The sequence below is a fragment of the Streptomyces sp. NPDC030222 genome (assembly GCF_055573115.1).
The window spans coordinates 225,257-242,181 of the sequence record NZ_JBVICA010000006.1 but is presented as its reverse complement, the minus strand read 5'-3'; the positions used below and the strand labels follow the sequence as shown (position 1 = coordinate 242,181).

The following is a 16,925-nucleotide window of genomic DNA, read 5'->3' as shown; positions in this document are numbered from 1 at the left end:
AGTGGGGTACGTGACTGCCGTACCCGCACCCCGCCCCCACGGTGACGCCGCGCAGACCGCCGTCGTCCACAGCCGGCGCAGCCTCGCGGCCGCCCTGCTGCTGGGCGCCCTCGGCGCCACGGTCGTGCTCCTCGCCTCCGGCCAGACCTGGGTCGAGGGCTCGGCCGCCGTCGGGGGCGGCGTCCTCCCGCTCGACGCGGACGGCCGCGATGTCACCGGCGCCCCCGCGGCGCTGGCGATCGTCGGTCTCGCCGCACTCGTCGCCGTCTTCGCCGTCCGCCGCACCGGACGCCTGCTCGTCTCGCTGCTGCTCGCCCTGAGCGGCGCCGGAGCCGCGCTCGCCGCGTTCCTCGGCGCGTCCGACAGCGCCGCGCTCGACGAGAAGGCCGCGACCAGCAGCGGGGACGCCGCCGCCACCATCGACGCGCTCACACACACCGGCTGGCCGTACGCGGCCACGGCCGGCGGGGTGCTGATCCTCGCCGCCGGGCTGCTCGCCCTGCGGTTCGGCCGGCTGTGGCCCGCCATGTCGGGCCGCTACGAGCGCGGCGCCCGGCGCACCGCCCCCGCGACGCGGGAGACGGTGGACCCGGACCGGCCCGAGGACCTGTGGAAGGCGCTCGACCGGGGTGAGGACCCGACGCGGGGCTGACCCGTCCGGTGACACCCGTCCGGCCACCGCGCTGATCTGTTCGGCGACCGGTCCGGCGCCTGGGAGTGAAGCACCGCACCCCCGCACCCGGCCCGGGTCCCCCGTGCGGGACAATGGTCATGAGCGACTGGGCTCAGCGAACAGCGATACACCTACGAGGAGCAAACTCATGGCGGGCAGCAGCCACGGACACACCCCGGCCGCCTGGACCGGTGTCACCATCTCGTTCATCGGCTTCTGCGTCGCCGGTGCCTTCATGGTCCTGGCCAACCCGGTGGGCTTCTGGCTCGGCATGGCCGTCGTCGTCCTCGGCGGTGTGGTCGGTGCGGCCATGCGCGCCGCCGGTCTCGGCCAGCCGAAGCGCGAGCCGTACGAGCTCTCCACGCCGGCCGAGCCCGCCACGACCCAGGCGTCCTGAGACGGGCCGTCACGGGCGGCTGACGACCGGTACACGGCCGGCACAGGCCCTCCGGGCCTTTTTGAGGGCGCAGCCCCGTCCGGGCTGCGCCTCTCCGCATGAACGGAGAGAATCACCGCGTGGATGCCATGCGTGACGCCCCCGCACCGACCGCGACCGCGCCCCCGGGCCCGGCGCGGGCCACCGAGCCGGCGCCGGGCATGCCGGGCGCGGACGACGTGCCGGCCGGGGCCGGACGCCGGAGCGGGGACGAGGCCGGGATGCCCGGCGGTGCACCGGGTGCGGGTGCCGGACGACAGCCGGGTGCCGTGCCGGACGCGAACCATGAGCCGGGAGCCACCGGGGCGGCGGCCGAAGGGACGCCGACGGCCCGGCCCGGGACCCCGAGGGAGCTCGTACGGCGGGTACTGCCGCCCGTCGGCACGCTGGCGGCGGTCGTCGCCGCCTTCGCGTACGTCGGGGCCGTCGACCCGAACGAGCCGGGCCACTACCCCGCCTGCCCGCTGCTGAGACTCACCGGCATCTACTGTCCGGGCTGCGGCGGCCTGCGCAGCGCCCACGCCTTCGCCCACGGAGACCTGGCCGCCGCCCTCGGCTCCAACGCCCTGGCCGTCGCCGGTTATGTCGCCTTCGCGGTCGTCTGGGTACTATGGCTGGTCCGGTCCGTGCAGGGGCGCCCGCTGCGGATCGGCTTGAAACCGCTCCACTGGTGGGTGATCGGCACCGCCGCCGTCTCCTTCTCGGTGGTGCGCAACCTGCCCTTCGGTGCCACTCTGGCGCCGTGACGCGTCCTGGAACGTCCCAGCTCGTGGGACGGATCCGGTCCGGATGCGGGACGTCCGCCCCCAGCCGGATACCATCGACTTGGCTGATCCCGATTTTTCACCGTCTCGGAAGGGGGCCGCTCGCGTGAGTGTGCTCGATGAGATCATCGAAGGCGTCCGCGCCGACCTCGCAGAGCGACAGGAGCGGGTAAGCCTCGACGAGCTCAAGGAGCGTGCCGCAAAGGCTCCCCAGGCGAAGGACGGGGCCGCCGCGCTGCGCGGCGAGGGCGTCAAGGTCATCTGCGAGGTCAAGCGCTCCAGCCCCTCCAAGGGCGCGCTCGCGGCCATCGCCGACCCCGCGGGTCTCGCCGCCGACTACGAGGCGGGCGGCGCGGCCGTCATCTCCGTCCTGACCGAGCAGCGCCGTTTCGGCGGATCTCTCGCCGACCTGGAGGCCGTCCGCGCCCGGGTGGACATCCCGGTGCTCCGCAAGGACTTCATCGTCACCGCCTACCAGCTGTGGGAGGCCCGTGCCTACGGCGCCGACCTCGCCCTGCTGATCGTCGCCGCCCTCGAGCAGCCCGCGCTGGAATCGCTGATCGAGCGGGCCGAGTCGATCGGCCTCACCCCGCTCGTGGAGGTGCACGACGAGGAGGAGGTCGAGCGGGCCGTCGACGCCGGCGCCCGGATCATCGGCGTCAATGCGCGCGACCTGAAGACCCTCGAGGTCGACCGCTCCACGTTCGAGCGGGTCGCCCCGGAGATCCCCGACCACATCGTCAAGATCGCCGAGTCGGGCATCCGCGGTCCGCACGACCTGATCGCCTACGCCAACGCCGGCGCCGACGCCGTGCTCGTCGGCGAGTCCCTCGTGACCGGCAAGGATCCCAAGGCCGCGGTGGCCGACCTCGTCGCCGCCGGCGCCCACCCGGCGCTGCGCCAGGGAAGGGGCTGACCTCCACCGTGCCGATCTCCGCCCGTCTCGCACCGGGGTGCCGTCCCCGGGGCTGCCGCGCGCCCGCGCGGCGGGTGCACGGGCGGCGTGTGCGGTACGTGATCGGGGACGAGCCGGGTCAGGTCAACGGCATGCGATGGCGTCATGGAGCGGCGCTGTAGCCGGGTCCGGCCCCTGCACACGACCGTGCGGGCCGCCCCCGCGGACGCCCGTTCCCCGGATCCCAACCCCCGGCACCGTGCGGCTCCGCCGCGTGGTGGGGCGGCGCGTCTCCTGCGCGGCCCGATTGCGGTGGGACGGGGGCGGCGTCGCCCGCAGCGCAATACGGTGAAACCAACCGTTGCGATGCTGAGGAGATACGTCAGATGTCTTCTGACTTCTTCGTTCCGGACCCCGAGGGCCGGATTCCGAGTGCCGAGGGCTACTTCGGTGCTTTCGGCGGCAAGTTCATCCCGGAGGCCCTGGTCGCCGCCGTCGACGAGGTCGCCGTCGAGTACGACAAGGCGAAGGCCGACCCGGCCTTCGCCGCGGAGCTCGACGACCTGCTCGTCAACTACACGGGCCGGCCGAGCGCGCTGACGGAGGTGCCGCGGTTCGCCGAGCACGCCGGCGGCGCCCGGGTGTTCCTCAAGCGCGAGGACCTGAACCACACCGGCTCACACAAGATCAACAATGTGCTGGGCCAGGCGCTGCTGACCAAGCGCATGGGCAAGACCCGGGTCATCGCGGAGACCGGTGCGGGGCAGCACGGTGTCGCCACCGCCACCGCCTGCGCGCTGTTCGGGCTCGACTGCACCGTCTACATGGGCGAGGTCGACACCAAGCGGCAGGCGCTGAACGTGGCCCGCATGCGGATGCTGGGCGCCGAGGTCGTCCCGGTGACCTCCGGCAGCCGCACCCTGAAGGACGCCATCAACGAGGCGTTCCGGGACTGGGTGGCCAATGTGGACAGCACCCACTACCTGTTCGGGACCGTCGCGGGACCGCATCCGTTCCCGGCGATGGTGCGCGACTTCCACCGGGTCATCGGCGTCGAGGCACGACGCCAGATCCTGGAGCGCGCCGGGCGGCTGCCCGACGCCGCGGTCGCCTGCGTCGGCGGCGGGTCCAACGCCATCGGGCTGTTCCACGCCTTCATCCCCGACGAGGGCGTGCGCCTCGTCGGGTGCGAGCCCGGCGGGCACGGTGTCGAGACGGGTGAGCACGCGGCCACGCTGACCGCGGGCGAGCCCGGCATCCTGCACGGCTCGCGGTCGTACGTCCTCCAGGACGAGGAGGGCCAGATCACCGAGCCGTACTCGATCTCCGCCGGACTCGACTACCCGGGCATCGGCCCCGAGCACGCCTACCTCAAGGACAGCGGGCGCGGCGAGTACCGCGCGGTGACCGACGAGGCCGCCATGGAGGCGCTGCGGCTGCTGTCGCGCACCGAGGGCATCATCCCGGCCATCGAGTCCGCGCACGCCCTGGCCGGCGCGCTGGACCTGGGCAGGGAGCTGGGCGAGGACGGGCTGATGGTCGTCAACCTGTCCGGACGCGGCGACAAGGACATGGACACGGCCGCCCGCTACTTCGGGCTGTACGACGAGGGGGCGAAGTGATGGCGGGCAACATCGAACTGCTGAGCGCCACGCTGGCGAAGGCCAGGTCCGAGGACCGGGCCGCCGTCATCGCGTATCTGCCGGCCGGTTTCCCCACCGTGGACGGCGGCATCGAGGCGGTCAAGGCCGTGCTGGACGCGGGGGCCGACATCGTCGAGGTGGGACTGCCGCACAGCGACCCGGTGCTCGACGGACCGGTGATCCAGACCGCGGACGACATCGCCCTGCGGGGCGGCGTGAAGATCACCGACGTGATGCGCACGGTCCGCGAGGCGCACGCGGCCACCGGCAAGCCGGTCCTGGTCATGACGTACTGGAACCCGATCGACCGCTACGGCGTCGAGCGGTTCACCACCGAGCTGGCGGCGGCCGGCGGAGCCGGGTGCATCCTGCCCGACCTGCCGGTCCAGGAGTCCGAGGTGTGGCGCAAGCACGCCGACGAGCAGGGCCTCGCCACCGTGTTCGTCGTGGCGCCCAGCAGCAGGGACGAACGCCTCGCGAAGATCACCGAGGCCGGGTCCGGGTTCGTCTACGCGGCCTCGCTGATGGGCGTCACCGGCACCCGGGAGTCGGTGGGCGCGTCGGCTGCCGACCTGGTCCGGCGTACGCGGGCGACGACCGAGCTGCCCGTGTGCGTGGGCCTGGGCGTGTCGAACGCCGCGCAGGCGCGGGAGGTCGCCTCCTTCGCCGACGGTGTGATCGTCGGCTCGGCCTTCGTGAAGCGTCTGCTGGACGCCCCGGACACCGCCGCCGGCCTGGCGGCCGTGCGGGAACTGGCGAGTGAGCTGGCCGAGGGCGTACGCCGGGGTTGACCTGGTCGCTCGTACGGGTGGACCTGGGCCGGGGAGGCACGCGAGTGCCTCCCCGGTTCGTTGCAGCGGGTGTGAGCGAGAAGAACCGTGACGGAAAGCGAGCCGCCCGCGAGCGGCTCATCGTGGAGCGCGAGCGGGAGAAGGCGCGCGAGAAGCGCCGACGGACGCTGATCGTCTCCGCGGCCGTCGTGTGCATCCTCGGCCTGGCCGCGGTCGTGGGCGTGATCGCGGCCAACGCGGGCAAGGACGGCGAAGAGTCCGCGGGCCCCGTCGTGGCGCCCAGCGGCGCACAGGGGGAGGGCAGCCTCGCCATCCCGACCGGCGCGGCCGACGCTCCCTCGACGCTGGTCGTGTGGGAGGACTTCCGGTGCCCGGCCTGCGCAGCGTTCGAGAACGCCCTGAGCGGCACCGTCCACGAGCTGGAGAGGTCCGGGCAGCTCCGGTCCGAGTACCACCTCGTCACCCTCATCGACCGCAACCTGGGCGGCAGCGGCTCGCTCCGCGCGGCCAACGCCGCGGCCTGCGCCCAGGACGCCGGCCACTTCACCGACTACCACGACGTGCTCTACCAGAACCAGCCCCCCGAGACCGACGACGCCTTCGGCGACAACAAGCGGCTGATCGAGCTCGCCGGCAAGGTCAAGGGCCTGGACACGCCCGCGTTCCGCTCGTGCGTCGAGGAGGGCACGCACAACAGCTGGGTCACCAAGTCCGACGACGCGTTCCGGAAGGGCGACTTCACCGGCACGCCCACGGTCCTGCTGAACGGGGAGCCGGTCTTCCCGAAGAAGGGCGAAGAGGAGATCAGCGCGGAGAACCTGAAGAAGTGGGTCGCCGAGGCCAACAAGGGCAAGAAGCCGGGCACGACCGTGTCCAGCCCGGCGGCGCCCAGCCCCGCGGCCTCCTGAGCCCCCGCTGCGCCGAGCCCTCGTACGGAGGCCCTCAGGGGCTGCCGTACGGGGGCTCGTTATGCAGCCGTTGCCCGAGGGGTTGCCGCGCGCAAGGCCCGGCAGGGTAGCGTCGGAGCTGCCATGGACATTGCCTACATCCCCAGCCCGTCGACCGGCGTGATCAACCTCGGACCGATCCCGCTGCGCGGCTATGCGTTCTGCATCATCATCGGCGTCTTCGTAGCCGTCTGGTACGGCAACAAGCGCTGGATCGCCCGAGGCGGCACCGCCGGCACCGTGGCCGACATCGCCGTGTGGGCGGTGCCGTTCGGCCTGGTCGGCGGCCGGCTCTACCACGTCATCACCGACTACCAGCTGTACTTCAGCGAGGGCCAGAACTGGGTCGACGCGTTCAAGATCTGGGAGGGCGGCCTCGGCATCTGGGGCGCCGTCGCCCTCGGCGCGGTCGGTGCCTGGATCGGCTGCCGCCGCCGCGGCATCCCGCTCCCGGCCTACGCCGACGCGATCGCCCCGGGCATCGCCTTCGCCCAGGCCATCGGACGCTGGGGCAACTGGTTCAACCAGGAGCTGTACGGCCGGCCGACCGATCTGCCGTGGGCCCTGGAGATCCACGAGGGCGCCAACCGGGTGGCGGGCACCTACCACCCGACGTTCCTCTACGAGTCGCTGTGGTGCATCGGGGTCGCCCTGCTGGTGATCTGGGCCGACCGCCGCTTCACCCTCGGCCACGGCCGGGCGTTCGCCCTGTACGTCGCCGCGTACTGCGCGGGCCGCGGCTGGATCGAGTACATGCGGGTCGACGAGGCGCACCACATCCTCGGCATCCGCCTGAACGTGTGGACGGCGATCGTCGTCTTCCTGCTCGCCGTCGCCTACATCATCATCTCCGCCCGGGTGCGGCCCGGCCGCGAGAAGGTCGTGGAGCCGAGGGCCGCGGCCGCGAAGAGGGCGTCCGACTCCGCCGACGGCGAGCCCGCGGTCGCGCCGCCCGCGGAGGGCGAGAGCGCGAGGACTGCGCCTGCGAAGGCCGATACCTCCAAGACCGGAGGCACCGCGAAGACCGACGCCGCAAAGGCGGAGTCCGTGAAGGCGGAGTCCGTGCAGGCTGAGGCTGCGCAGGGCGGGTCCGCGAGGGTCGAGACCGTGAAGGCGGAGGCCGCGCAGGCGGAGTCCGTGCAGGCTGAGGCTGCGCAGGGCGGGTCCGCGAAGGTCGAGTCCGCGAGGGTCGAGACCGTGAAGGCGGAGGCCGCGCAGGCGGAGTCCGTGCAGGCTGAGGCTGCGCAGGGCGAGTCCGCGAAGGTCGAGTCCGCGAAGGTCGAGACTGCCAAGGCGGAGGCCGCGCAGGCCGAGCCCGTGAAGGCTGACACCGACGCGGACACCAAGGACACGGACGCCGCCGACGACGACGCTCCGAAGGCCGAGGCCGTCAACGGCGGGGCCGACACGAAGTGACCACCGGGAGGCCGTGAGGCCGAAGGCCAGGGGTCGCGCGGACCGACAGGACCGCGCGGCCCCCTTGACGTTCCACCGCTTCGTCGAGCCGACGCGGCACGGGCCGAAGCGCGGCTGCCCGTGTCGGCCGGGAGGGCGGGCCGTGCGGGCTGCCTGCGGCCGGCGGTCGATGGGGGTGTCGACTTCGGTGGCCGGGGCGGGTTCTCGTCGGTGTCGTCCGGGGCGGTGGGGGAGTTTACGGGGCATCGGCGGGAGCGCGTGTCAGTGCCGGTCTGGGCCGGGACTGTGGGTCGCCGGAGGGAGCGCGCGGGGGTGTGTCGGCCGGGAGGGCGGGCCCTTGCGGGTGGTGCTCTCCCGGGCGGCCGGGGCGCGGCCTCGTCGGTTTGAGGCCGGCGGTGGGTTGTCGGCGGAAGCGCGCGGGGGCGGCCGCTGGGTGCGTCGAGTTCGGGTGGACGGGCTCCTGCCCCGTCGGTGTCATGCCGGGCGGTGGGCCAGTGTCAGGGTGCGTCGGGCCGCTGCGACCACCGCCGCGTCCACGAAGCGGCCGTCCGGCAGCGCCATCGCGCCGGCCTCCGTGGCCGCCGCCTTCACGATCTCCTCGGCGTCCGCGATCTCCTTCCGCGTCGGGAAGTAGGACTGCCGGATCACCGGGAGCTGGCGAGGATGGATCGCCGCCCGGCCCAGGAAGCCCAGGGCCCGGCCCCGGGCGCAGGACGCCGCCAGTCCGTCGAGGTCCCGGATGTCCGGGTACACGGACTGCACCGGAGGCGGCAGACCCGCCGCCCGCGCGGCCACCACGATGCGGCTGCGCACCCAGTCGAGCCCTCCGTCGTCCTGTATCCCCAGATCGGCGCGGAGGTCCGCCTCGCCGACGCCGATCCCCTGGAGCGCCAGGTGCGCCGACGCGATCTCGAACGCCTTCTCCACGCCCAGCGCCGACTCCAGCAGCGCGTAGAGGTCCACGCCCGGGGCCTGGGAGGCGACCCGCACCACGTCCTGCGGATGCGACACCTTCGGCAGCCGCAGCCCCGCGAGACCCGGGAGTCCCGCCAGGGCCTCGACGTCCTGCTCCGCGGGCGGGGTGTCCAGTGCGTTGATCCGCACGTGCACCGGGAGGGGCTGAGGCTCGGACAGCAGCTCGGCGGTGGCCTCGCGGGCGTACCGCTTGCGGTCGGGGGCGACCGCGTCCTCCAGGTCGACGATCACCACGTCGGCCCCCGCGGCCACGGCCTTGGCGACCACGTGCGGCCGGTCTCCGGGGGCGTACAGCCAGGTCAGTGCGACGGTCACAGTGAACCCTCCGAACGCAGCGCGGCGATGTCGGCCGGTGCGTAGCCCAGTTCGGCGAGCACGGCGTCGGTGTCCGCGCCATGCGGGCGGCCCGCCCAGCGGATCGCACCGGGCGTCTCGGACAGCCGGAACAGCACGTTCTGCATGTGCAGCGGGCCCAGTTCCGGGTCGGGTACCTCGGTGACGCTGCCCAGGGCGCGGTACTGGGGGTCGGCCATCACGTCCCGGACGTCGTACACCGGGGCGACCGCCGCCTCCGCCTTCTCGAACACGGCCACCACTTCGTCGCTGTCGTGCCGGGCGATCCATCGGCCGACCGCCTCGTCGAGCTCCTCCGTGTGCTCCGCGCGGCCGCTGCCGGTCGCGAACCACGGCTCCTCCGCGAGCTCGGGCCGGCCGACCAGCCGCACCACCCGCTCGGCGACCGACTGGGCCGAGGTCGACACGGCCAGCCACCGGCCGTCGGCGGCGCGGTAGACGTTGCGCGGGGCGTTGTTCCGGGAGCGGTTCCCGGTGCGCGGCTGTACGTAGCCGAGCTGGTCGTACCAGAGCGGCTGCGGACCGATCACCGTCAGGATCGGTTCGATGATCGCCATGTCCACCACCTGGCCCCGGCCGGTGTCGTCCCGGGCCCGCAGCGCCGCCATCACGGCGTACGCCGTGGCCAGCGCGGCGATCGAGTCGGCCAGCCCGAACGGCGGGAGCGTCGGCGGGCCGTCCGGCTCGCCCGTGACCGCCGCGAAGCCGCTCATGGCCTCCGCCAGGGTCCCGAACCCCGGCCGGTGGGAGTACGGGCCGAACTGGCCGAAGCCGGTCACCCGGGCCAGCACCAGCCCCGGATTGACGGCGCTCAGCTGGTCCCAGCCCAGCCGCCAGCGCTCCAGTGTGCCCGGGCGGAAGTTCTCGATGAGCACGTCCGATTCGGCGGCCAGCCGCAGCAGCACCTCCCGCCCGCCGGGGCGGGACAGATCGGCGGTGATGGTCCGCTTGTTGCGGCCGAGCAACTTCCACCACAGCCCGACACCGTCCTTGGCGGGCCCGTGGCCCCGCGACGGGTCGGGCTTCGAGGGATGCTCGACCTTGATCACCTCGGCGCCGAAGTCGCCCAGCATCGTGGCGGCGAGCGGCCCCGCGAACAGGGTGGCCGCGTCGACGACACGTAGATCGTGCAGGGGGCCGGTCATGACGCATCGATCTCCGGACGGTAGGGCATGGACGAGGACGCGCCGTGCCGCTGCACGGACAAGGCGGCGGCGGCGGACGCCCAGGCCATCGCCTTGTCGACCGGTCTGCCCTCGCCGAGGGCCACCGCCAGCGCGCCCACGTAGACGTCGCCCGCGGCCGTGGTGTCGACGGCCCGCACGTGGGGTGCGGGCACCGCGACCGGTTCGCGGTCCCTGGCCAGGTGCAGGCTGCCCGCCGCGCCCAGCGTGATCACGACCTCCGGCACCCAGCGGAGCAGCGCCTCGCCGGCGCCGTGCGGGTCGGCGACCCCGGTGAGCGCGGCCGCCTCGTGCTGGTTGGGCACCAACAGGTCGGTGGCGGCGATCAGTTCGGCCGGCAGCGGCTGGGCCGGGGCCGGTGTCAGGACGGTCCGTACGCCGTTGCGGCGGGCGGCCGTGGCACCGGCCAGCACCCCGCTCAGCGGCACCTCCAGTTGCAGCAGCAGGGCGTCGGCCCCCGCGATGGCCGCCTGGTCGTCGTGGTGGACCGACGTCAGGGTGCTGTTGGCACCCGGGACGACGACGATCGCATTGCCGCCCTCGTCGTCGACCACGATGTGTGCGGTGCCGCTCGGTCCCTCGACCGTGCGCAGCAGGTCGACGTCGACGCCTGAGTGCTCCAGCGCGGACCGCAGCCGGGTGCCGAAGTCGTCGTTGCCGACCGCACCGATCATGAGCACATCACCGCCCGCCCGTGCCGCGGCGATCGCCTGGTTGGCGCCCTTGCCGCCCGGGACGGTACGGAACTCGCGTCCGGTCACCGTCTCGCCGCGGGCCGGGGCGCGCGCCACGTAGGCGACGAGATCCATGTTGGTGCTGCCCAGCACCACGATGCGGGTCATGGAGTCCGTACCTCCCGGTGGGTCAATTCTGCGAGCGTGTCGAAGCCGATGCCATCGAAGTCGGCGACGGTCGAGGCCAGCCGGTTCTTCAACGGGTCCGTCCAGCGGGCCGGGATCGCGTCCGGGTGCCCGGCGAGGAGCCCCGCGACACAGCCGGCCGTGGCGCCGTTCGAGTCGGTGTCCCAGCCGCCCGACACCGCACGGCACACCGAGCCCGTGAAGTCGCCGCCGGCGTGGGTCAGCGCGGCGGCGAGCAGTGCCGCGTTCGGCACGGAGTGCACCCAGTGGTACATGCCGTGGACGCGGTGCAGGGTGTCCACGACGGTGTCGAAGTCGGCCGTCCGGCGGGCCAGCACGATGGCGTGCCGGACCGCGCCGGCCAGCCGCGACCGCGGGGGTACGACGGTCAGCCCCGCCGCCAGGCAGGCGTGCACGTCCCGCGTACCGCCGGCCGCCTCCGCGATGACGGCGGCCGTGAACATCGCCCCGTACACACCGTTCGCCGTGTGGGTCAGCACCGCGTCCCGGTGGGCCTGCGCGGCGGCCGCACCCGGTGCGCCGGGCCGGGTCCAGCCGTGCACGTCGGCCCGGATCGTCGCGCCGATCCACTCGCGGAAGGGATTGCGGAACCTCGCGGTCCGCGGCGGCTCCACGCCCAGCAGCAGGTTCCGGTACGCCACCCGTTCCGCAGTGAACGTCCGCCCCGCCGGCAGTTCGTCCAGCCACAGCCGGGCGACGTCGAGGGTGTCGAAGTCGGGCCCGTGCCGCTGGATCAGCAGCAGATTGAGCAGCGGATAGTCCAGGTCGTCGTCCTCCGGCATCCCGTCGATGTTCTCGGCGAGCGAGGTACCCGCCGACCGGCGGTTCCACGGGTGCGCGGTGAGCAGTTCCGGCGGCACGCCCTTCGCGGTGAACCAGGTGGTGAGCGGCCAGTTGCCGGTGGCGCGGGCGAGTGCCCGGATGCCGTGCAGGGGGAGTTTCTCCACGGGTTTGCCGAGCAGACAGCCCACGGCCCGCCCCAGCCACGCGGCGTGCAGCCGCGCCGGCAGCCCGGGGTCCACGCCCTTCGGGCACCCGGCGCCGGCGGTGCGGTCATGGGCCCGGGGGTGCTTCGCGCCGTCCTCCCGTGGTGGGGCCGTGCCCGTCGGGTGGCCGTCCGGGGTGCCGCCGGCCCGGCCCGACCCGGCCAGGACGTCGTCCGGTGCCCGGGCGGTGGCCGGGCGGGCGGCGGGGACGAGGCCGACGGGGTGCGTCCAGGCCGTGGCATCCCGGCCGCCGGACGGCGGGATCGGGGGGATGCCGGCGGAACCGGGGTGCTCCGCCGGGTGAGGGGGCCCGGAGGGCGGGCCGGGCCATTCCGGGCAGGCGGCGCGGATGCCGGTGAGGCTGGTCGGTTCGTGCGGGGCGAGGGGGGAGGGGAGCATCGCGAGTTCGTCGAGGAGGGCCTCGGCCAGGGCGCGCAGCCGCCGGGTGGCGGGAGCCGCGGAGGCCCCCGCCCGGTCGGGGGCGACCACGCCGCCCGCGGCCAGCCACCGGCGGCGTACGTCCGCCGCGTCGCGGCCGTCCTCCGCGGCCTGGCGCAGTTCGTGGCCGATCAGGTCCTCGGGTTGTACCCAGGTCAGGCGGAGCATGGTCACCGCGGCGCGGTGAGCTCGGCGAACGCGGCCGCCTGGGCACGCCGGCGCTCGGCGTCCCGTGCGTACACCTCGCGGGTGACCTCGGCGAGCGTACGGGCCGGGGCGTGCAGGTCGAGCCGGCTGGCGTCCGCGACGGCCTTCGCCCACTCGGCCGGGACCGCCGACTCGCCGCGCAGCGCACCCACGACGGCGCCGGCCATCGTGGCGATGGAGTCGCAGTCACGGCCGTAGTTGACGGCGCCGAGTACCGTCTCACGGTAGTTGCCCGCGCCGATGAGCAGCATGCCGAGCGCGATCGGCAGCTCCTCGATCGCGTGCAGCCGGGAGGGACGGCGGCCCGCCAGGGACGGGGCGCGGTAGTCGGGGCCGACCGTGTCGAACGGAGCGACCGCCTCCCGAAGCGGAATGAGCGCGGACTCGAAGTCGCTCTGTCCCGCGGCCACTTCGCAGACCGCCTCGATCGCGGCGCGGGTGCCGTCCTTGGCGAGGGCCAGGCACTCCTCGACGACCGAGGCGGGGGTCGCCCCCGGCAGACAGGCCGCCGCGACGGCCGCCGCCATCACTCCCGCGGCCTCGCGTCCGTACGACGACTGGTGGGCACCCGCGAGGTCGATCGCCTCGGCGTAGGCCGCGGCCGGATTGGCCGCGTTGACCAGCCCGACGGGCGCCATGTACATCGCGGCGCCGCAGTTGACGATGTTTCCGGTGCCCGCCTCGCGGGGGTCCACATGGGCGTAGGCCAGCCGTGCCACCAGCCACTTCTCCGCGTGGAACAGCCGCTGGACGGGCGGTACCTCGGCCTCCAGTTCGGGGATCCACACCGGGTCCCCCATCAGCTGGGGGACGAGGTGCTCGGCGACCGCGTACGCGTCGAGGTGGTCGCGGACGGCCGCGTAGACCCGGACGAGCGCGTGGGTCATCAGGGTGTCGTCGGTGACGTGCCCGTCACCCTTGTGGTACGGCGCGACGGGTCGTGCCGTACGCCAGTTCTCGTGGTACGGCCCGACGATTCCGCGTACCCGGCCGCCGTGCCGTGCCACGATCTCGTCCGGCGTGTAGCCCTCCACGGGGCCGCCGAGCGCATCACCTACCGCCGCTCCGATCAGACTGCCTGAGATCCGGTCTTCGAGTGTGAGCGTCATGCCTGAATTGTCCATCAACGGACGTCAGTTCTGTGTGTGTCAGCAAATCGGCGAGTTCGATCAGATCGGTTCCGGCCAGTCGCGGCAGCGCGCAGCCCGACAGCACGCGGCATGCGTTCCGCCAGGCGGCGGGCAGTGACGACCCGCCGCCGAGCGTGCCGGTGAGCGCACCGGCCAGCGCGGGGGCGGAGTCGGCGACCCGCGACAGACAGGCCGCGGCGGGCACGGCGCGGGTGACGTCGCCGCGCGCGGCGACGGCCAGCGCGAGGGCGACCGGTACGGTCTCCGCCGCCGCGATGCCGTAGCTGTAGACGTGGTCGACGATTTCGTGCTCCAGGACGGGCACGAGCGCGAAGGCGCTGTCGGCGCGGTGCGCGAGCCCCACCGCGTGGAGGGCGTTGCGGCCGATTTCCGTCCCCTCCGGGAGCTGGTCGAGGGCGGTCGCGACGGCCTCGCCGACATCGGCACCGCCCAGCGCGGCCGCGATCGCGGCGGCCATCGCGCGGGCGCCGTGCACTCCGTCGCCGTCCTGGGTGTAGCGGGCGTCGAACTCGGCGAGCTCGGCGGCCGCTCCGGGGTCGCCCGGGTGGACAACCGCGAGGACCGCGGCCCGGACGCAGGCCGCGTCGTCGAAGAAGTGCGGGTTGTCGTGTCCGGTGGCGGGCGGGCGGAGACCGGCGGCGAGGTTGCCGAGCCCGGCCCGCACGGAGATGCGGGCGCGCAGCGGCAGGACCGCGGACTCCACCTCGGGGGCGAGCTCGGCGGCCGCCGCGACCTCGGCGGCGAGGTTGTTCCACGCCAGATCGACGGCGGCGCGGACACGGCGGCCGGGAGGGAGCCCGCCGAGCAGCCCGCCCGACGCGGTCAGCACCGTCTCGGCGGCGAACGCGGCCCACTCGGCGTCGTCGGACGGGCCGAGCCGGAGCGGCTCGGGGGGCTGGTTCAGGGCGATCGGTACGGGCAGCGTGGTGGTGGCGTTCTGCTCGGCGAAGGTGTCCAGCTCCCGGGTGAGCCGCCGTGTCCACTCCGGCATACGCGCCGCACGGTGCCGCGCCGCGGGCCATCCGGCGGCGTCACCCGCGGCGAGCCCGAGGAGGAGCCCTTCGACACGGCGCGCGCCGGTGCGGGCGGGGGCGGTCGGGGTGACGGGACGTTCTTCCGCCCGGCCCCTCCGCGGAACGCGCACCGGACCGGCGGCCCCGGCGCCGGCCGCCGCCGCGCGCGTGGCGAGCGTGTCGTCCGTGTCGGCGGTCCGGGTGGCGGCGTCGGTGGCGGCTCCGGTCCCGGCCTTTGCCGCGTTCACGCTGCTTGTGACGTCGGGTGCTGCGCTGCTGAGCGTGGTGGTGTCGGCGGGTCCGGTTCCGGCCTCGGCCCCGGCCCCGGCCCCGGCCCCGGCCCCGGCCCCGGCCTCGGTCAGGGGCCCTGTGGTCCGGGTCGGGGGTCTCTTGGGGGTCGTCGTGTCGGTTGCGGGCCGGGTTGCCGTCCCGGGACGGGAGGCGCCCGCCGTTCCGGCCTCGGACCGACTCCTGGCCTTGGCCTCCACGGGGATCCCGGCCCGGGGTCCGGGCCTGGCGTCGTGCGGCGGCCCCGCAGCCGGTGCGCGGAGGTCGGGCGGTGCCGTGGGGGCGGCGGACGGGGCGGGGGTGATTCCCGGGGCGACGGTGCGCGGGAGGGGGGACCCGGACGGAGGGGGACCCTCGCGGGAGATCCCGGGGCCGGGTGGCGGTGGGTCGGCTTCCCGTGGAAGGGGCGACGGGTGCGTCGACGGCGCGAGGGCCGTGGCGGCGAGTGGCGGGCCCGTCGCGGGTGGGACAGCACCGTCCGTGGAGGTTTCGCGTGGTGGGACAGCACCGTCCGTGGACGTTTCGCGCGGTGGGGCCGCGGCGCGGACGCCGGTGTCGCCGGGAGGGCGTGGCGGGTCCACCAGGGCCTCGGGGGCGAGGTCGGCGTCGGCGGCCTCGGGGGCGGGGTCCGGGGAGGGACGCGTGGTCGAGGTCATGTGACTGCCTGGGGGTCGTCGGGCGTGAGCAGGTCGGCGATGTCGAGGACGTGGTGGCCGCGCATCGACGGCAGGCAGCTGCCGCGTACCGGTCCGATCGCGGCGGCCCAGGGCGCGGGGATGGCGGAGACGCCGTGCAGGGCGCCGGCGAGCGCGCCGGCCACCGCGGCCGTCGTGTCGGCGTCGCGGCCCATGTTGACGGCCGTGAGGACCGAACCCGTGAAGTCGCCGTCGGCCGCGGTGAACGCCCCGAAGGCCAGGCCGACGGCCTCGGGGGCGAGGTCGGTCCACGGGTAGCCGCCGATGACGACGGAGGAGCGCACCGCCCGCTCGCCCCGCCGTGCGGCGGTCACCGCGCGGCGCAGCGAGCGGGCGGTCCAGGAGTCCGCGGGGATCACGGAGAGCGCCGCCGCGGCGGCCGTGCGCGGATCGGAGCCCGCCATCGCGGCGGCGACCCCGGCGGCGACGGCCTGGCCGCCGTAGATGCCCTCGCCGTCGTGGCTGACGCTGCCGTCCACGGCGACGAGCCGGGCGGCCTCGGCGGGCCGGCCCGCCGCGAACACTCCGAAGGGGGCGGCGCGCATGGCGAGCCCGTCGCTCCAGGCGTGCCGGTGCTGGGCGGTGATCGGGGCGGCGAGTCCGCGGCGCAGGTTCTCCAGGGTGCCGCGCTCGCTGAACCCGGCGCCGCGGAAGGGCCCTTCGTCAAGGTCGGCGATCCAGCGGTGCCAGGCCCGCTCGACCTGCTGGACGGTCAGCGCGGAGCCGTGCCGGGCGAGCAGCAGTCCGGAGAAGATCGCGTACTCGGTGTCGTCGGTGCCGGCGGGGTCATCGCTGACGAAGCCCTCGATACGGCCCCAGCGGCGGCGGATCTCGGAGGGTTTCATGTTCTCGGCAGGGGCGCCGAGGGCGTCCCCGACGGCGAGTCCGAGGAGTGCGCCGCGGCCTCGTTCGCGCCAGGCCGCGGGATCGCATACAAGGGGCTCCATCGCCTGCCTCCCGCCGTCGTGTCGTCGGCCCGTTCCTGCATCTGTGCCACGCGCGGTGCCGCTGCCCCACCCGTCAGGTGGGTGACACCTGTGCACATCGCCGAACGGATGAGCACCCGTCAGGGGCCGCTGCCGCGCACGTGGAGGGCATGGTGATGGCTTGGAATGGAAGGCCAACAACCAAGGCACGCCTTAGTAAGTACGGCCTGCCTTGCTGGCGCGCCCCTTACGTCGTGCGTAT

Annotated in this window: 15 protein-coding genes and 1 pseudogene; 9 read left to right on the top strand and 7 right to left on the bottom strand. The window is 74.4% G+C overall.

What is annotated here, in order from left to right; translation table 11 throughout:
- The first annotated feature begins 1 nt into the window (after position 1).
- The 9 genes and pseudogenes from ACZ4Z5_RS11700 to lgt all read left to right on the top strand — a co-directional run.
- On the top strand, positions 2-652 hold the full coding sequence (locus ACZ4Z5_RS11700; protein ID WP_468260197.1) for a TIGR02234 family membrane protein: 651 nt from the start codon (positions 2-4) through the stop codon (positions 650-652).
- 169 nt (positions 653-821) lie between these two features.
- Complete coding sequence (locus ACZ4Z5_RS11695) at positions 822-1,070, top strand: HGxxPAAW family protein (protein ID WP_468260195.1); 249 nt, start codon at positions 822-824, stop codon at positions 1,068-1,070.
- Between the two features lie 260 nt (positions 1,071-1,330).
- Positions 1,331-1,855 (top strand): DUF2752 domain-containing protein, encoded by a 525-nt coding sequence (locus ACZ4Z5_RS11690; RefSeq protein ID WP_468260512.1) that lies wholly within the window; start codon positions 1,331-1,333, stop codon positions 1,853-1,855.
- Positions 1,856-1,979: 124 nt separating this feature from the next.
- On the top strand, positions 1,980-2,789 hold the full coding sequence (trpC, locus tag ACZ4Z5_RS11685) for an indole-3-glycerol phosphate synthase TrpC (RefSeq protein ID WP_468260192.1): 810 nt from the start codon (positions 1,980-1,982) through the stop codon (positions 2,787-2,789).
- The gene (trpM, locus tag ACZ4Z5_RS11680; protein WP_468260509.1) at positions 2,786-2,950 is read left to right on the top strand and encodes a tryptophan biosynthesis modulator TrpM; all 165 of its coding nucleotides are present in this window, start codon (positions 2,786-2,788) and stop codon (positions 2,948-2,950) included. The genes trpC and trpM overlap by 4 nt, the downstream gene beginning before the upstream one ends.
- Positions 2,951-3,154: 204 nt before the next feature.
- Positions 3,155-4,390, top strand: coding sequence for a tryptophan synthase subunit beta (gene trpB / locus ACZ4Z5_RS11675; protein WP_468260189.1), 1,236 nt, complete (start codon positions 3,155-3,157; stop codon positions 4,388-4,390).
- On the top strand, positions 4,390-5,202 hold the full coding sequence (gene trpA, locus ACZ4Z5_RS11670; protein WP_468260186.1) for a tryptophan synthase subunit alpha: 813 nt from the start codon (positions 4,390-4,392) through the stop codon (positions 5,200-5,202). Before trpB ends, trpA begins: the two co-directional genes overlap by 1 nt.
- Positions 5,203-5,273: 71 nt before the next feature.
- Entirely contained in the window at positions 5,274-6,110 is an 837-nt protein-coding gene (locus tag ACZ4Z5_RS11665) for a DsbA family protein (protein WP_468260183.1), read from the top strand.
- 123 nt (positions 6,111-6,233) lie between these two features.
- Positions 6,234-7,050, top strand: a pseudogene (gene lgt, locus ACZ4Z5_RS11660) (prolipoprotein diacylglyceryl transferase); the annotation flags it as partial.
- Positions 7,051-8,039: 989 nt separating this feature from the next.
- Here the strand turns inward: lgt and ACZ4Z5_RS11655 are convergent.
- From ACZ4Z5_RS11655 to ACZ4Z5_RS11625, 7 genes are all read right to left on the bottom strand, one after another.
- Positions 8,040-8,855 carry an HpcH/HpaI aldolase/citrate lyase family protein gene (locus ACZ4Z5_RS11655; RefSeq protein ID WP_468260179.1) on the bottom strand — a complete coding sequence of 272 codons (816 nt, stop codon included), beginning with the start codon at positions 8,853-8,855 and terminating at the stop codon, positions 8,040-8,042.
- Entirely contained in the window at positions 8,852-10,039 is a 1,188-nt protein-coding gene (locus ACZ4Z5_RS11650; protein ID WP_468260176.1) for a CaiB/BaiF CoA transferase family protein, read from the bottom strand. Before ACZ4Z5_RS11650 ends, ACZ4Z5_RS11655 begins: the two co-directional genes overlap by 4 nt.
- On the bottom strand, positions 10,036-10,920 hold the full coding sequence (gene rbsK / locus ACZ4Z5_RS11645; protein WP_468260174.1) for a ribokinase: 885 nt from the start codon (positions 10,918-10,920) through the stop codon (positions 10,036-10,038). The genes ACZ4Z5_RS11650 and rbsK overlap by 4 nt, the downstream gene beginning before the upstream one ends.
- A complete protein-coding gene (locus ACZ4Z5_RS11640) occupies positions 10,917-12,551 on the bottom strand; it encodes an ADP-ribosylglycohydrolase family protein (protein ID WP_468260507.1) in 1,635 nt (544 codons plus the stop codon). Before ACZ4Z5_RS11640 ends, rbsK begins: the two co-directional genes overlap by 4 nt.
- 2 nt (positions 12,552-12,553) lie before the next feature.
- Positions 12,554-13,699: an ADP-ribosylglycohydrolase family protein gene (locus ACZ4Z5_RS11635; RefSeq protein WP_468260172.1), complete on the bottom strand. Its 1,146-nt coding sequence runs from the start codon at positions 13,697-13,699 to the stop codon at positions 12,554-12,556.
- Complete coding sequence (locus ACZ4Z5_RS11630) at positions 13,641-15,002, bottom strand: ADP-ribosylglycohydrolase family protein (protein WP_468260169.1); 1,362 nt, start codon at positions 15,000-15,002, stop codon at positions 13,641-13,643. Before ACZ4Z5_RS11630 ends, ACZ4Z5_RS11635 begins: the two co-directional genes overlap by 59 nt.
- A gap of 692 nt (positions 15,003-15,694) precedes the next feature.
- Positions 15,695-16,684 (bottom strand): ADP-ribosylglycohydrolase family protein, encoded by a 990-nt coding sequence (locus tag ACZ4Z5_RS11625; protein ID WP_468260166.1) that lies wholly within the window; start codon positions 16,682-16,684, stop codon positions 15,695-15,697.
- Between the last annotated feature and the right edge of the window lie 241 nt (positions 16,685-16,925).

Coding starts and splice junctions, on each gene's coding strand:
- ACZ4Z5_RS11650 (WP_468260176.1), bottom strand. CDS start 10,039: ATGACCGGCCCCCTGCACGATCTACGTGTCGTCGACGCGGCCACCCTG.
- ACZ4Z5_RS11635 (WP_468260172.1), bottom strand. CDS start 13,699: ATGACGCTCACACTCGAAGACCGGATCTCAGGCAGTCTGATCGGAGCG.
- rbsK (WP_468260174.1), bottom strand. CDS start 10,920: ATGACCCGCATCGTGGTGCTGGGCAGCACCAACATGGATCTCGTCGCC.
- ACZ4Z5_RS11640 (WP_468260507.1), bottom strand. CDS start 12,551: ATGCTCCGCCTGACCTGGGTACAACCCGAGGACCTGATCGGCCACGAA.
- ACZ4Z5_RS11690 (WP_468260512.1), top strand. CDS start 1,331: ATGCCCGGCGGTGCACCGGGTGCGGGTGCCGGACGACAGCCGGGTGCC.
- ACZ4Z5_RS11695 (WP_468260195.1), top strand. CDS start 822: ATGGCGGGCAGCAGCCACGGACACACCCCGGCCGCCTGGACCGGTGTC.
- trpA (WP_468260186.1), top strand. CDS start 4,390: ATGGCGGGCAACATCGAACTGCTGAGCGCCACGCTGGCGAAGGCCAGG.
- ACZ4Z5_RS11625 (WP_468260166.1), bottom strand. CDS start 16,684: ATGGAGCCCCTTGTATGCGATCCCGCGGCCTGGCGCGAACGAGGCCGC.
- trpB (WP_468260189.1), top strand. CDS start 3,155: ATGTCTTCTGACTTCTTCGTTCCGGACCCCGAGGGCCGGATTCCGAGT.